The sequence below is a fragment of the Lutispora sp. genome, from assembly GCF_041687175.1.
Classification (GTDB): Bacteria; Bacillota; Clostridia; order Lutisporales; family Lutisporaceae; genus Lutispora.
In genome coordinates this window covers 1-14,957 of record NZ_JAWLCK010000068.1, presented here as the reverse complement: position 1 = coordinate 14,957, position 14,957 = coordinate 1, and the positions used below count along the sequence as shown (strand labels likewise).

Sequence of the window (14,957 nt, the reverse complement as noted above, 5' to 3'; positions counted from 1 at the left end):
GGTATGGGTTCTATTCTCTCATAATCTAAATCCATTACTTGTATTTTTACATTATTGATAAGCTCAGGTTCCGGCATATTAAAATATTTCAGTACGAACTTGGATTCATTATTTAGTTCTCCCAATATGCCTGGCACGGTATCATAGCCTGTCCTATTTTTTAAATAAGATAAGGAAATGGCTGAGGCCATTGAGTCCGTATCCGGGTTCTTGTGTCCAAAAATAAGCGTTTTCATTTATAATATATCTCCCACTCTCGATAATATATAATTAGCCCATAGGCATAATTTCTTTTATTATTATACATTCATGTATTGAAAATGTCATGTATACAAAATAAATTATAGAAAAATAACAGGACTCATTGGCCCTGCTATATATTCAACTTATAGCTTTTGCGGGACACGCTTGGATTGCCTCATTTATCTTATCTGCGACTAGTCCTGTAAGAGCTTCACTTCGAGCTTTAGCCTTTTTATCCTCCATATAAAAAACATTGGGGCATATTTTGGCACACATCCCACAGCCAATACAATAATCTTTATTTATACTAATCCCCTCTTTGATTCTGCCCTCAACTTCAGGGATATCTTCTTTATTAACAAATTTCGATATAAGGTAAGCCATTATAATTATTGATATGGTTGTCAGAACCCACCTTATAGCCATAAACCTGGTTCCCAAAAACTTGGCTTCATTGGCAAGCATAGGCACCTTTATTACTGCCCAAGCGCTTAATACTATTGCTATATTTGCTATGCTTGCTCCTTTTTCCATAAGCATTTTACACACGGGGAATGCTGCATATATAGGTCCTGCAGAAAAACTCCCCAATAAAAATGCAAAAACATTTCCCTTAAATCCTGATTTTTCCCCAAAGCTGTTTATTATTACTTCCTTAGGCACCCATGCTTCAGTCAGGGAAGTCAAAATGAATATTACGGGCATTATCATAATCATTTCAAGAACATAATATATACTGTTGCTTATTGCTACAATAGCTTTATCTGGAATTGTGATAAACAATAACAGATACACTACTATGACAACAGACAAAAGCCTATTTTTCTTAATTTTTTCTACTAGTTTCATGCTATAACCCCCATTACGAATGCTATTATCAAAGCTAATATAAAGCTCAATGAGTTTCTCCATATTGCAAACTTAAACCCCAGTTCTTTCTTTTCCAATGGAAATGTTACAAATCCAACCATAGTAAGAGTAGTTAAAAATGCTACTGCAGGCACTATGCTAGCCCCTACATTTACCAAGGAGCCGACTAAGGGGAATGCTACAAACGCGGGTATCAAGGTAACACTTCCTGCAATAGCCGAAATAACTGTTGATAGGTATACATTAGACTGCCCTAAAAGCTTTTTAATGGTTTCTGGAGGTATAAATGTGAGTATAAGGCCTATGAGAAACAATATCCCCATCAAATCTCCCATTAATCCTCCCATCATACCCTTAACCATCTTGGTAGAGTTGAGGGTTTTGTTTTTATCCTTGAATAAAAAGAATATAAACAATCCAACTGCGATGATCCAAAGTGATAAAGTAAATGCATCAAGTTTCGGTAATTTCATCAGCCAACCTCCTATTTTGAAATGTTTTTATTAATGTTATAATAAAACTGAAATAAAAACAGTTACTGTGGTAACTATTTTAGAGAAATAGGAGAAATTATGATCATCAAAGAATATTCTTATATATTTAAAGCAAATGCTCTATTTAGTAATTTGATAGATGAAGAAATAAGAGAACTTTTGAATGATAATAACCATAAAATAAGTAAATATCGAAAGGGCTCTATAATATACCTTCAGAATGAGAAGTGTAAAACCTTAGATCTGGTGCTTTACGGATCCGTAATAGTTCAAAGTATCACCGAAGACGGCAATTCACTCACTGTATCAGATTTTACAAAGGGAGACATCATAGGCCTTAATCTAATGTTCTCTCAGAAGAGCTTTTATCCCATGACCATAAGTGCCAAATCTGATTGTACTATGCTACATATCAAAAAGGAAACTATACTGGATCTGGCTATGAAAAATAAAAACTTTTTGGCTATATTGCTCCAATACCTATCGGACCGTTCAATATTTCTCACAGACAAGATAAAGTTAATATCAGGAAAGAGCATAAGACAACTAATATTGGACTTTCTTGCTTTTGAATGTCAAATTCAGGGCAGCAGCAGAATAAAGCTTAACATGACGAAAAAAGAGTTGGCTGAAAGATTTGGAATACAAAGAACCTCCCTCTCTCGCGAGCTTCAAAAGATGAGAAAGGAAGGTTTAGTTGACTATGGCAGGGACTGGATCATGATGTGCCAGGCACGGCAGTTAGATGACTAACTGCCCTTCCCAGCTTCAACCAGTGCTTTGTCGCCAATCAGGAAAAAGCTCTGAATAAACAGCAGTATGCCTGTTCCTACAAGCAGCCATTCTATTCGTATGATGTCGGCAGCCGGACCAAACACAAGCATACCAATAGGCATCATGGAGCTTGATATCATACCAAAGACACCAAATATTCTGCCCAAGAAGTTCTCCTCTACCTTCTGCTGCAGTAGAACAGTAGCCGGTGTATTAAAGAATGGTACAGATACTCCAAAGAGGCACATTATTGCCAAATATAGCACGAAAGATGGAACCAGCCCAAGTGCCACAGTACATATTCCAATAATCAGACTGGACAATGTCATGGTGTGGATCTTATTCTTGAATCCTCCCCAGTAAGCCATAATCATACCACCTGCCATCATTCCTATTGAAAAAATCATTTCAATTGCTGCCAATTTTCTTACGTCTTCGCCAAAGTTTCTTGTTACCTGCAGAGGTGTTAAAAATGAAGCAGGTGCGATCAGGAAAAAGAATATGGCTCCAAATAGAAAGAACTTCCTCACATACTCATGGTTCCTGATATAGACGAAGCCTTCCTTCAAATCAGTAAAATAGTTCATTTTCTTCTTTTCCAATGCCTTCCCATGAGTCGGTACATTTAAAAACAAAAGCAGAGTAAAAACAGCAATGGCAGCTGTTATAACGTCGATAAAGAATATGGCTTCAATATCTGTTATAGTTAGCAGTGCACTGCTAAGCATAGGGGATATCAGCATAATCAAAGACTGTATGCTTCCGTTTGCTGCATTCACCTTGGTTAGCTTATCCTCCGGCACAATCTGAGGTATAAATGCTCCAACAGCTGGAATTTGAATTGCTGATCCAATAGAGCGTACTGCGGACATTCCAAACAACAACCATACTGATCCATACCCCATAAAAAACAATATGGCTAAAATAAGTGTAGCTATTGCAATCAGAGAGTCTGATAGAATAATCAGCAGTTTTCTGTTATATCGGTCAGCCCATACCCCTGCAAAAGGCGCAAGAAAAAAGTTAGGCACAAAACCGCATATAATAGATATTGTCATCATCACTCCAGACTTTGTTTCCAGTGTAATAAACCACATTATCGCATACTGGACCAAAGATGATCCGAAAAGCGATATGGTCTGGCTAGCTAAAAAAAGTACTATGTTCTTCTTCCAGTTTTTATTCATATGTGTGCGTTCTCTCCCATCTTTTGTGTAACTAATTACCTCAATAACTGCCTAACTTCACTTCTTGGCACTCAACTGTTCTTTTTGTAAAACTCTAAGCCTTCCTTTGCCAGCTTTTCTTCCCAGATCATATGCAACAATGCTAACTCATCCTTGTAGTCTGTTTTGGTTTCATCCTTGTCATATTCAAGATTTTCAAGGATTTCAACAGTAAAATTCTCTTCACCGTATTCTTTCCATTCTTTCTGTAGTTCTCTGCAAGGATGCATGTTGGCGCCGAGCTTTACCCTGGTGCCATTCATCACACCTCTCAAATCATGGGTTGCCTGAATATAGCATTTGTTATTTGCTTTACATCGAATCATGAATATACCCATGTCAGGCTTCATCTGCTTATACCATTCTTTTAATTCTTTTTTCCTGTCCATCAGTTGTCACCTTCTATTTCATCTTCTTTAGGGATAACCCAATACTCTGCTCCATTTCGAGTTCTCCCCAGCAACTTATAATCAATCAGTGACCTTCTCAGCAAAAAATAATCTTTAAAAGTATGCCACTGATTTATAATCTCATTGACCTCTTTTTCATCGTAGATCCTATTCTTTTCAAACTTGCTGGCTAAATAACCTACTATAGCTATTTTATTTTTGCTGGCTGCAGGCCACTGCTTTATTTTACCCTCCTCATCCAGAAAGGCTGAAATATTAACTTCTTTCTTTATATCATTCATCAATTAATACCCCATCTCTTTTAATATTCTTGATAAAGTAAACAACCTCTCACCTATAAGCTCATCATCATTGCTGAGGGCCTGACTGAAGAGCTTAATATCCTCATCAATCTTTTCATTGTCTGTGCATACAGCCACTGTCATAGCATCCCCCTGCAGTCCAACTCTGTCTATTACAGGGTTTTCTGGATCATATAGCTTCTCATATCGATAGGCTTCTCTGAAATGCAGCTTTGCTCTGCAAACAAGTATTGCTAGGTCAAGTACTCTATGCAAAGGCAGCTCTTCAGACTGTCTTGACCATTTTTCCCCAGTGTATCTCCATACCTTAGCTGAAATATCCACCTTGCCTCTATCGTTCCACTGGGCCAATCCCAATGACAATCCCTTGGCATCGGTGTTATATGCATATCTGCCATCTACATTTTCATAGTTTTCCGATACTATGACAGGTTTATGTTTCAATGTTGTTGGTATCTTCATAATCATAACCTCCAAATAAAAATACTGCAATCAGTAATTTAGTAAATTAGTAAATTACTAATTGCAGTATAGACCTATTTATATCATATGTCAATAAAAAGATTGTTTCGCTTGTGTTACTACACTTAATCATACTCCAAAATCATGCCAGCACCTACTTCTTTGATGGTACAGGATTTTGAAAGTTCAATCTTGGATTTCAAGTCTGTGCAATGACACGCATGAAGAAGTTTCACATTGTTTGACTTAATATAATCACAGGTGTTGTTCAGCACTTCTTCCTCTGGATCAAGCAGATGAAAACCACCTACAACATCTGCGATCCTATCATCTTTGCACACTTTTCTGGCATACTCCATGATATTGCATATTCCAGCGTGAGAGCATCCTGTAATGATTATCAAGCCTTCTTTTGACTTATAAGCCATAGCAGAGTCGTCCAAGAGATAATCCTCCGTCATATCCCCGTTAATATGAATATTGCCAATAGGCTTCTTGTTCTCAAAGTCGTTATTTCTCTCTATCTCTCCCAGAAAAACAAGTTTTTCTGTCAGCCATACAGGTTCCTTACTCAGCTTCATATTAAAATACCTGGCTAGAGTATCTTCTGTTATTATGGTACCGATTTCTTCATCTTCTACAGTCTTTGGTAAGAATGACCAAGGGTGTGAAAGCAGATCCGGCTTCTTATATTCAATACCTTCGATTCTAGCTTCTGTAAAATATTTTATGAGATAGAATAATCCCCAAGTGTGATCCATGTGACCATGGGAAATCACCACAGAGTCTAGATTATTCATATTCATGTTCATACTATTCCCATTTCTTATGAAAGCATCAGAATATCCGACATCAAAAAGTATATTCTGCCCTTCTTCCTGAATCAGATATGACACACCAGGTTCTCCAAGCAAATATCTGTCAATCAGTGTATTATTGTCCACAAGAACTGTCAATTTCACATGGCTCTCCCCTTTCTATTCCCAGGTTTTCCATACCTCCGGCTTATATCCTACAGTTGCCTGCCTTCCATTTCTTACAATGGGGGTCTTATACAGTTCAGGATTATTTAGTAGTAATTCTTGCCTGATGGACTTATTGGTTATTTTATGTAAGTTCAGTTTTTCATAGTTTTTTGCATTGGTATCAAATAAATCATTGAAACCCACAGCCGCTGCTACGCTCTCAAGCTCTCTCTTGCTCAGACCTTTCATATTCAAATCAATAAACTGAAACTTTATGTTCCGCTCTTTGAAATATCTCTGAGCTTTTTTTGTGTCAAAGCATTTGTTCCTTCCAAATATCTGTATGTTCATATTCATCACCCTTTAATTTTGTTGTAAACTATGATTATCTGAATAAAAGCGAACTGGCTCTTATGGAGAAATGATCCTTAAGTATATTGTCTATCTCCTTTTCCAGAATACCGATTCTTTCTGAATCAGGTTCTTCTTCATGAAGTCTTATGAGCTCCAGACTAATAGTATCTATCTCTTTGCATTCTTCATAGTCCGGTATTTTAAGATCCATCACTGCATTGGGGTAATAATCATATATATCTTTACCCATCTTCTTGGCAAAAAGCTTGAAATAAAACTCATATAGGCTGGAATTCAGTACCCCTAGCAGAAACGGAAGAGAGTAGCCCTCAACTCCATCTTTCAATACGAAGGAATAGACATCCGCACTGCAGAAACAGCCCCTTCTATCTAAAGCAAATCTGTTACCGGTGCTCTTATAGGGGTATACAATCTTCTCCTTAATGAAAAGTTCAGGATTCCTGCCCCATTGAAGCTGATGCCAAAGTCTAAGGCCTTTTCTGCATTCTCTTCTGTTCTCCAACCGTTCTCTGTATTGTTCTATATGCATGATGCTGTTAGGATATTTCAGGGGTTCATCTATGAAATCAGAATAAATAAGCTTCAAATTGCTATTTCTTACTCTGTATCTGTCCACATGACTGTTTTTTATCCAAGGTTTAAGCAGTTCTTCTTCAATTGCTAAAGCTTTTATCGTGTTTTCATCCATTATAAAAGCTTTATCACAGCCCGTTATTATGCCCTGGAAGCTCTCCACTATATCGCCAAGCCTAATTGTACAGGAATTCTCAATTCTTTCTAATATATTCCTCTTTTCATCTGGAATCAAAATCCATCTATCTTCTGAAATCTTATCTTGATTAACCTTGAATATTTCAAAATCCTTTGGTTCTACGTTTTTTAACTTACTTCCTTGATACTTCCATACTTCAATCTCATTATCATTATCCACTTCCTTGGATATAAAATATATTGCTGCAGCTACTCCTACCCCGGGAAAAATCTCTTCTCCATAGAAATCAACTATACGATTAATCCTGCAATTATCCCTCAAGTATCCTCTGAGATTTCTGCCTGTAGGACTTTCCATAAAATATCTGGAGGATATAAAACCAATTACACCACTGTTTTCAGTAACCTCCAATGCCCTTTGGTAGAAGCAATAGGAAAGATCTGACTTATCTTTGAATGTTTCTTTATATTCATCCAATAACCATTTCTTGTATTCCATAGTCAATTCCTTATGCCCTACATAAGGGGGATTTCCAATGATATAATCATATTTGTTAGACCAGAATACATTATTTTTTAGAATTTCTTCTAACCTATCCCTATCCACATATTCTACTGTATCGTCTCTACCGTTTTTTATGCCGTAGACCAGTCTGTATTCTTGAAGTTCATCAATTAACTGTTCTTTGTTGTAGTATTTCTCCCAGCGAAAAAGGCTGTCGCCATAGACTATATTGAGCTCATCAGTATACCCACCTTTATCCTTGGCTAAAAGGCTGGCAGAGCATAACCAGAGGGCTTCCCTGTCTATATCCGCACCATAAAGACAGTGTTTAAGTAAATGATAATGAAGGTTTTCCTCCTGCCAATACTGTTCACCATTGATTCTTATAACATGCCCATTTTTGTTTATTTCATGGATTTCATCAGCATATTTCTCTCTTAATTCATTAAGATTGGTTCTTAACATTTCCTTAAGCAAGTCATAGGCTTTTATAAGGAAAAAACCGCAGCCGCAAGCAGGGTCCAGTATCTTTATAGAAGGTTTCTCGACTATATTCACATTTGAAAATACTCTATCAAGCATAAAATCTATTATATAATCCGGTGTATAAAACTTACCATGAGCCCTTTTTGATTCTCTTCCCATAGTTTGCTGATAAAGTTCTCCCAAAGCAAAATCCTTCACCTAACCACCTGCCTTTTCCATATATTTATATTATATCCCACCTTTTTAAACTTGTACATTTGTTGGATGATGCTTTCCTTATTGTTGATAATTCCAAATATTACAACAAATTTTTCAATTAATATTGTATAATGGTAATAGAAAGAAATGAAAGGAGTATGAGCAATGGGAAAAACCGTCGACATCGATTGGGGTAAGCTCGGTTTTAACTACATAAAAACCGACTACCGCTATATATCCTACTGGAAGGATGGAAAATGGGATGAGGGTACATTGACCCAGGATAATAAGCTTCACATAAGTGAAGGCTCCACTGCCCTCCATTATGGTCAACAATGTTTCGAAGGACTTAAGGCATATAGAACAAAAGAGGGCAAAATACAGCTTTTCAGACCTGACAGGAATGCAATAAGGATGCAGGACAGTTGTAGGAGAGTTTTGATGCCCGAGTTTCCTGTGGAAAGATTTATAGATGCTTGTATCCAGGTGGCAAAAGCTAATGAAGCCTATGTACCTCCTTACGGAAGTGGTGCCACCTTATATCTCAGACCTTTCCTTATTGGTGTTGGAGATAATGTAGGAGTTAAACCTGCATCAGAGTATATTTTCTCAGTATTTTGTACCCCGGTAGGCCCATATTTTAAAGGGGGTATGAAACCTGTAAACTTCTGTGTATCAGATTATGACAGAGCAGCTCCCTATGGCACCGGTGCTGCAAAGGTAGGAGGCAACTATGCTGGAAGCATGCTTCCCCATGAACTTGCTGTTAAGAGAGGCTTTGCAGATTGTATTTACCTTGACCCTGCAACTCATACAAAGATAGAAGAAGTAGGAGCAGCAAACTTTTTCGGTATTACTAAGGATAATAAGTTTGTTACTCCAAAATCACCTTCTATCCTTCCAAGTATTACTAAGTATTCTCTGCTTCAGGTAGCCAAGGATTATCTCGGAATGGAAGTCGAAGAAAGAGATGTATATATCGATAATCTGGATGAATTTGCAGAAGCAGGTGCCTGCGGCACAGCTGCAGTAATAACTCCTATAGGAGGTATAGAATATAAGGGCAAGCTTCATGTATTTTACAGTGAGACAGAAGTAGGCCCTGTAACCAAAAAGCTTTATGAGACTCTAGTGGGAATACAGTTTGGGGATATAAAAGCTCCAGAAGGCTGGATAGTTGAGGTAAAATAGAAACAGTTTCTATAAATACAAAAGAGGATGTTGATGAATCATCGGCATCCTCTTTTGCTGCATGTTATCATTGCTTTTTTCATAATTTTTTAATAGGCAAGAGATATATTATGTTTTGCTCCAATAGACCAAAACTATCTATAATCCAATACACAAATTTAAATACTTTGTTATGTTGTTAACATTTATTCCCTTTATCCTTTACAATCATAACCCATAATCTTAAAATAAAATTGGGATATTTTAGCATTTGTTGCTATAAAACTGTTTTTAAGAAAAGGGGTTAGAGCAGTGGAAAAGGTAATTGTTGCTTTGATTCTTGTTATATTTCTATCTCTTATTTTTTCTCCTGGTTGCACAGTTTCCAGCGAAGATGAGCAAATAATAAAAAGCGTAATAGAGCTTGAAAAAAATGAATATTGGTTAAAGACACTCCAAGTAACCTTTGATGACTACACCGGGAATATAAAACCGCTATTTTACTCTGGTTATGATTATATAAGCAAATACGATTCAAAAGAGTTATATGTAAAAATAAAAAATATCTTTAATCTTACTCCCATAAATATAGATGAAATATCAAATATAGATGATGAGACGCTAATAAAAATTCGTGAGAAGTATGAAAATCAGGTAGGTAATGAAATACCTCCTGAATACACATCAACTTTAGGTGACATTGAAATATCAAAGGTTTATAGCAATGAGGATCAAGGTACAAAGAGTGTTTTTGTTAAGCAGCTGGATGAGCATTATAACCCAAAATTTAATGTGATGTATTACAGAAGGTATATATTCAGAAAAGACAATGACCAATGGAAAATATCTGAGGTTAGACCTACTCATATACTGGGTTACGGCAGCGGTGAAAAAGAATACAGCTTGTCACGCAAAAAAGCGCTTGCTTTATTTGACGAGTACAACGGTGAAAAGGTAGAGTATAATACTATCCTCAGAATCGAAGATATTGATAAAAGAAATAAGAATTGAGAAAGGCTTCCACCGGAAGCCTTTCGTATTATTTCAATGTATCCAATACTGCCTTTAAATCAGCAATTATATCTTCTGCATCCTCCAAGCCTACAGAAAGCCTTACAAGACCGTCGCTTATGCCGCTGGCTGCTCTTTCTTCAGGGGTATAAGGTGAATGGGTCATTGAAGCAGGATGCTGTATCAATGTCTCTGCATCTCCTAAGCTTACTGCCAATGTGCATAGCTTTACATTGTTCATCAGCTTCTTGCCCGCCTCTACTCCGCCTTTTACTTCAAAGGCTATCATGGCACCTGGCAATCTCATCTGCTTTTTCGCTAATTCATATTGAGGGAAGCTCTTGAGTCCTGGATAATATATTTTATCAACTGCAGGGTGTTGTTCTAGGAACTCTGCCACTTGCATAGCATTTTGGCAATGTTTCTCCATCCTTATTGCCAGAGTCTTCATGCCGCGGCAAATGAGATATGCATCGAAGGGACTTAGTACTGAACCTGTCATATCCTTGACACCGAATAATCTTACCTGATCTATAAATTCCTTCTTGCCTGCTGCCACTCCTGCTATCACATCTCCATGGCCATTGAGATACTTGGTGGCTGAATGAAGCACCACATCGGCTCCAAGCTCGATGGGTCTTTGAACATATGGTGTACAGTATGTGTTATCTACAAATACCAAGCAGCCTTCTACTTCATGAGCGATTTTGCTTATGGCTTCAATGTCTGCTATATCCATAGTAGGGTTGGCAGGCGACTCCAGATAAACCACCTTGGTATTGGGCTTCATAGCCTTTCTCACATTTTCAGGATCCCTGGTATTTACAAAGGTTACCTCTACTCCATATCTAGATAAACCATGATTTAGAAATGCAAAGGTGCAACCATATAATGTTTCTGCTGCTATTACATGATCTCCTGCCTTCAGTGCAGTCCATAAAGCCGATGTTATGGCTCCCATGCCTGAGCCCATAGACATTGCTGCCTCTGCTCCCTCCAGCAAGGCAACTTTCTCTTCAAATTCCGTGCTGTTTGGATTTCCCAGTCTGGTATATATGTATCCTCCTTCTTCTAATGCAAATCTTCTGCCTCCTTGTTCTGCAGATTCAAATCCGAAGGTTGAGGTTTGATATATAGGTGTAGCCAATGCCCCTGCTGCATTTTCCGTATGTCCCCCATGTATAGCTTTTGTAGCAAAGCCCATTTGGTTCAGGTTCAGCTTGCTCACTATAGCATACCTCCTCAATAATTATTATCAGATTATATACTTCTACACAGAAATGGATTTTCCTTTAAAAAAATAGCTAAAAAAGGAAAAGGCGTCTACCTTTTCCCGTTATATCCCAAAAGCCTTATTGCATTTATTATAACTAAAAGCACTGACAATTCATGAATAAGCATGCCCGATGATAGAAATACAAGCTTTAACAAAACTCCTGCTATTAACAGCATAACAATGGCTATTGCAAAATATATATTCTGCTTCATGTTTATAACTGTGGCTCTACTTAGCCCTATGGCATAGGACAGCTTATTCAGCTCTGCCGACATGAGCACCACATCCGCAGTCTCCATTGCCACATCAGACCCCGCTCCACCCATTGCAATTCCAAAGTCTGCTGAGGCTAAGGCTGGCGCATCATTTACTCCATCCCCCACCATAGCTGTAGTTCCATAATTCTCTTGAAGCTTTTTCAGCATCTCTACCTTGCCCTCCGGCAATAATTCGGCATAATAATCATCCAATCCAAGCTTATTGGCAATGGCTGCTGCAGCTCTTTTATTATCACCAGTGAGCATAACTATCCTCTTTATTCCCTTTGCCTTGAGCTTTTTAATCAGTTCAATAGCCCCTTCTCTTATATCATCAGCTATAGATATTACACCTAACACCCTATCCATGTCTGCCGTTATCACCACAGTCTGACCTAAGGATTCTTCCTGGCTTATATATTCTTCAACTTCCTTAGAAATATTTATATTGTTTTCCACCATCAGCTTTCGGTTACCTACCAGGATGTATCTTCCTTCTACCTTCGCCTTCAGTCCATGTCCGGCTATTATCTCCGAATCCTCAGGGCTGGGCAGGTTCTCAAATCTTTTACCAGCTTCCTCCAGTATTGCCCTGGCCAGAGGATGCTCCGAATAGCCTTCTGCAATGGCGGTAAGTTTCAATAATTCCTCTTCTTCTCCATGAAAAGCTTTAATTTTGGTTACCTTGGGCTTTCCTACTGTAAGAGTACCGGTTTTATCAAATGCCAATACCTTAGCTGTCCCAAGTTTTTCAATTACTTCTCCGCCTTTCATAAGGACTCCATGTCTTGCCCCATTGCCTATGCCTGCCACTATGGAAACAGGTGTGGAAATCACCAAAGCTCCCGGACATGCTATTACCAATAGAGTAAGAGCCAATTCAACATCCCTTGTAATTATGAATACTAAAGCGGCTAAGACTATTATGCTGGGAGTATAATACTTTGAAAAAACCTCAAGAAACTTCTGAGTCTTCGCCTTTTTATCCTGGGCTTCCTCAACCATTTGAAGAATCCTGGAAAATGTAGTATCTTCACCAACCCTGTCAGCCCTTACCTTAATATATCCGGATTCAATAACGGTTCCTGAGAACACATTATCATCTATGGCCTTGCTAACAGGTATGGATTCTCCCGTAATGGCAGACTGGTTAACATAAGAGTTGCCTTCCACTACTGTTCCATCTACAGGTATCTTTTCTCCCGGTTTTATAATTACTATCTCATCTTTTATTACTTCTTCAGCAGGAATCTCAATTTCCTTGTCATCCCTTATGACCCTGGCGGTATTTGGTGCCAGGTCAAGAAGAGACTTTATGGCTGATCTTGTTTTCTCCAATGTTTTGCCTTCCAAATAGGCCCCAAACATAAACAGGAAAGTAACTGCTGCTGCCTCCCAGTATTCTCCTATTATGAGTGCTCCTATAACTGCAACAGTAACTAATGCATCGATGCCAACAATACGAAATCGTATAGCTCTAAAAGCATTTAATGCTATAGGATAGCCTGCTATAAATGCAGCAGCAATCATTGAAGCATCCTTAAATATGGGATTGAGATTTGAATATCCGAAAGCAAAGGACAGCAAAATCAGCAGCCCTGATACTATTACCCTTTGCCCTCTGCTTATCTTAAACATAGCGCCACCTTTATTTCACACCTAAGACATCATAGCCTAAATCTTCTATGGTCTTCTTAATCTCATCCTGATTTGTAACTTCTTCATCGAAGGATACCTTAGTCCTGCTGGATGAAAACAAAACCTCCACTTCCTTTACGCCTTTCATCTTCTTCAACACCGTTTCGATTTTTGCCGCACAACTAGGACATGTCAATGTTTCCAATTGGAATGTCTTATTTGCCATGTTAATTCCTCCTCATATATTTTATGGTTTTATTATATACACTTTACTAGATTAAAACCGTAACAATTGTTACGGTTTTACAATGAGCTGAATAAAATTATATGCCATCTTTAATCCGTAGTACACTATGATGCTTCCACATATTATGTTTATTCCTTTAATTATCTTATGGCTAAAGTTATTTTTGAAAATTGATACTACAGTAGTCAATCCTATAAACCAGGAAAATGAAGCTAAGGATGTTCCCAGTATGAAAAAGCCTGCTGCATCAGAAGGCAATGAAGCTCTTATTCCACCTAGAAGTAAAGTTCCATCTATCAATGCCTGAGGATTTATCCATGTTACCATGAAGCAGGCTATGACAACCTCTGTCAGTGATTTATCTACATCGACACTATTATTTGCACTGGGCTTGCTTCTAATAAGTTGAATTCCTATATATATAACAGCTATAGAACCTATACAGAGGACTATGGACTTAAGAATATCAGATCTCTCCATCAAGGCACCCATACCAAAAAAGCATGCTAAAGCCAAGGAGATATCAAAAAAGGTCGTGATCAGTGCCACCTGGTATGCTCGTAATCTGCTTTTGCTTATTGCAGTATTTATCACATATAAATTCTGCATACCTATAGGTGCTACATAAGCAATTCCCAACATGAAACCCTGAAGTAAAAATTTCAGCAACATTATTCCCCCTGTTTTTAAATTATCAAATCAGCATCATCCTAATTATATAATTTAATTCCAAATATGCCAATGCCTCAAAAATTAATTGTTACATTAATATTATCATGTTATAATAGTATCAACATTTAGTACCTGGTAGTAAAGTTAGGAGAGAAAATATGATTTTAAAAGAATTAAAAATTGGAAAATTTACAATACCTGTACCAATTATTCAAGGTGGAATGGCAGTAAAAATATCTACTGCTCCTCTTGCTGCTGCGGTAGCAAATCAGGGGGGTGTAGGTGTCATTGCCGGTACTGGCATGAGCATAGAAGAATTAATCAATGAGATAAGGCTTGCAAGATCAATGACAAAGGGAATTATAGGAGTCAATGTTTTGTTCGCAGTGCGAAACTTCTCTGATCTTGTGAAAGCTGCTATGGCAGAGGGCATAGATCTTTTCATATCAGGTGCAGGCTTCTCGAGAGATATGTTCTCCTGGGGAAAAGAATATGGTACTCCCATAATACCCATAGTGTCTTCTGCGAAGCTTGCTGCAATGGCTCAAAAGCTGGGGGCTGCAGCTGTAGTTGTAGAAGGTAAGGAAGCAGGAGGGCATCTGGGTACGGACAGATCTATGAGGGAGATACTGCCCGAGGTATGCAAAGAGGTAGATATTCCTGTA

18 protein-coding genes are annotated in these 14,957 nt (G+C 37.9%); 4 read left to right on the top strand and 14 right to left on the bottom strand.

Features of this window, described 5'->3' with window-relative positions; translation table 11 throughout:
• The 3 genes from ACESM9_RS10220 to ACESM9_RS10210 all read right to left on the bottom strand — a co-directional run.
• Positions 1-236, bottom strand: a 236-nt coding sequence (locus ACESM9_RS10220) for a DHH family phosphoesterase (protein WP_372997916.1), incomplete at its 3' end; no start/stop codon positions are given.
• Positions 237-381: 145 nt separating this feature from the next.
• The gene (locus ACESM9_RS10215; RefSeq protein ID WP_372997914.1) at positions 382-1,092 is read right to left on the bottom strand and encodes a permease; all 711 of its coding nucleotides are present in this window, start codon (positions 1,090-1,092) and stop codon (positions 382-384) included.
• Positions 1,089-1,586 carry a permease gene (locus ACESM9_RS10210; protein ID WP_372997912.1) on the bottom strand — a complete coding sequence of 166 codons (498 nt, stop codon included), beginning with the start codon at positions 1,584-1,586 and terminating at the stop codon, positions 1,089-1,091. The genes ACESM9_RS10215 and ACESM9_RS10210 overlap by 4 nt, the downstream gene beginning before the upstream one ends.
• A 99-nt stretch (positions 1,587-1,685) precedes the next feature.
• Between ACESM9_RS10210 and ACESM9_RS10205 the strand changes: the two genes are divergently transcribed.
• The gene (locus tag ACESM9_RS10205; protein ID WP_372997910.1) at positions 1,686-2,360 is read left to right on the top strand and encodes a Crp/Fnr family transcriptional regulator; all 675 of its coding nucleotides are present in this window, start codon (positions 1,686-1,688) and stop codon (positions 2,358-2,360) included.
• Here the strand turns inward: ACESM9_RS10205 and ACESM9_RS10200 are convergent.
• The 7 genes from ACESM9_RS10200 to ACESM9_RS10170 form a co-directional block, all read right to left on the bottom strand.
• On the bottom strand, positions 2,357-3,568 hold the full coding sequence (locus ACESM9_RS10200; RefSeq protein ID WP_372997908.1) for an MFS transporter: 1,212 nt from the start codon (positions 3,566-3,568) through the stop codon (positions 2,357-2,359). The two genes, ACESM9_RS10205 and ACESM9_RS10200, sit on opposite strands and share 4 nt — an antisense overlap.
• A 71-nt stretch (positions 3,569-3,639) precedes the next feature.
• A complete protein-coding gene (locus ACESM9_RS10195; protein WP_372997906.1) occupies positions 3,640-3,996 on the bottom strand; it encodes a GIY-YIG nuclease family protein in 357 nt (118 codons plus the stop codon).
• Positions 3,996-4,298: a DUF2087 domain-containing protein gene (locus tag ACESM9_RS10190; RefSeq protein ID WP_372997904.1), complete on the bottom strand. Its 303-nt coding sequence runs from the start codon at positions 4,296-4,298 to the stop codon at positions 3,996-3,998. Before ACESM9_RS10190 ends, ACESM9_RS10195 begins: the two co-directional genes overlap by 1 nt.
• Positions 4,299-4,301: 3 nt before the next feature.
• Entirely contained in the window at positions 4,302-4,781 is a 480-nt protein-coding gene (locus ACESM9_RS10185) for a DUF6530 family protein (protein WP_372997902.1), read from the bottom strand.
• A gap of 125 nt (positions 4,782-4,906) precedes the next feature.
• Positions 4,907-5,743, bottom strand: coding sequence for an MBL fold metallo-hydrolase (locus ACESM9_RS10180; RefSeq protein ID WP_372997900.1), 837 nt, complete (start codon positions 5,741-5,743; stop codon positions 4,907-4,909).
• 15 nt (positions 5,744-5,758) lie between these two features.
• Complete coding sequence (locus ACESM9_RS10175; RefSeq protein ID WP_372997898.1) at positions 5,759-6,097, bottom strand: arsenate reductase family protein; 339 nt, start codon at positions 6,095-6,097, stop codon at positions 5,759-5,761.
• A gap of 34 nt (positions 6,098-6,131) precedes the next feature.
• A complete protein-coding gene (locus ACESM9_RS10170; protein ID WP_372997896.1) occupies positions 6,132-8,021 on the bottom strand; it encodes an Eco57I restriction-modification methylase domain-containing protein in 1,890 nt (629 codons plus the stop codon).
• Positions 8,022-8,186: 165 nt separating this feature from the next.
• Between ACESM9_RS10170 and ACESM9_RS10165 the strand changes: the two genes are divergently transcribed.
• Both ACESM9_RS10165 and ACESM9_RS10160 read left to right on the top strand, forming a co-directional pair.
• On the top strand, positions 8,187-9,212 hold the full coding sequence (locus tag ACESM9_RS10165) for a branched-chain amino acid aminotransferase (RefSeq protein WP_372997894.1): 1,026 nt from the start codon (positions 8,187-8,189) through the stop codon (positions 9,210-9,212).
• 291 nt (positions 9,213-9,503) lie between these two features.
• Positions 9,504-10,202 (top strand): hypothetical protein, encoded by a 699-nt coding sequence (locus tag ACESM9_RS10160; protein WP_372997892.1) that lies wholly within the window; start codon positions 9,504-9,506, stop codon positions 10,200-10,202.
• 28 nt (positions 10,203-10,230) lie between these two features.
• Here ACESM9_RS10160 and megL read toward each other — a convergent pair whose 3' ends face one another.
• The 4 genes from megL to ACESM9_RS10140 all read right to left on the bottom strand — a co-directional run bounded on the left by megL (position 10,231) and on the right by ACESM9_RS10140 (position 14,292).
• Positions 10,231-11,406, bottom strand: coding sequence for a methionine gamma-lyase (gene megL / locus ACESM9_RS10155; RefSeq protein WP_372997918.1), 1,176 nt, complete (start codon positions 11,404-11,406; stop codon positions 10,231-10,233).
• A 119-nt stretch (positions 11,407-11,525) separates the two neighbouring features.
• The gene (locus ACESM9_RS10150) at positions 11,526-13,373 is read right to left on the bottom strand and encodes a heavy metal translocating P-type ATPase (RefSeq protein WP_372997890.1); all 1,848 of its coding nucleotides are present in this window, start codon (positions 13,371-13,373) and stop codon (positions 11,526-11,528) included.
• Between the two features lie 10 nt (positions 13,374-13,383).
• Positions 13,384-13,599 carry a heavy-metal-associated domain-containing protein gene (locus ACESM9_RS10145; RefSeq protein WP_372997888.1) on the bottom strand — a complete coding sequence of 72 codons (216 nt, stop codon included), beginning with the start codon at positions 13,597-13,599 and terminating at the stop codon, positions 13,384-13,386.
• Between the two features lie 69 nt (positions 13,600-13,668).
• Positions 13,669-14,292, bottom strand: coding sequence for a LysE/ArgO family amino acid transporter (locus ACESM9_RS10140; protein WP_372997886.1), 624 nt, complete (start codon positions 14,290-14,292; stop codon positions 13,669-13,671).
• Between the two features lie 158 nt (positions 14,293-14,450).
• Here ACESM9_RS10140 and ACESM9_RS10135 point away from each other — a divergent pair.
• The coding region (locus tag ACESM9_RS10135) for an NAD(P)H-dependent flavin oxidoreductase (protein WP_372997884.1) at positions 14,451-14,957 on the top strand (507 nt) is incomplete at its 3' end.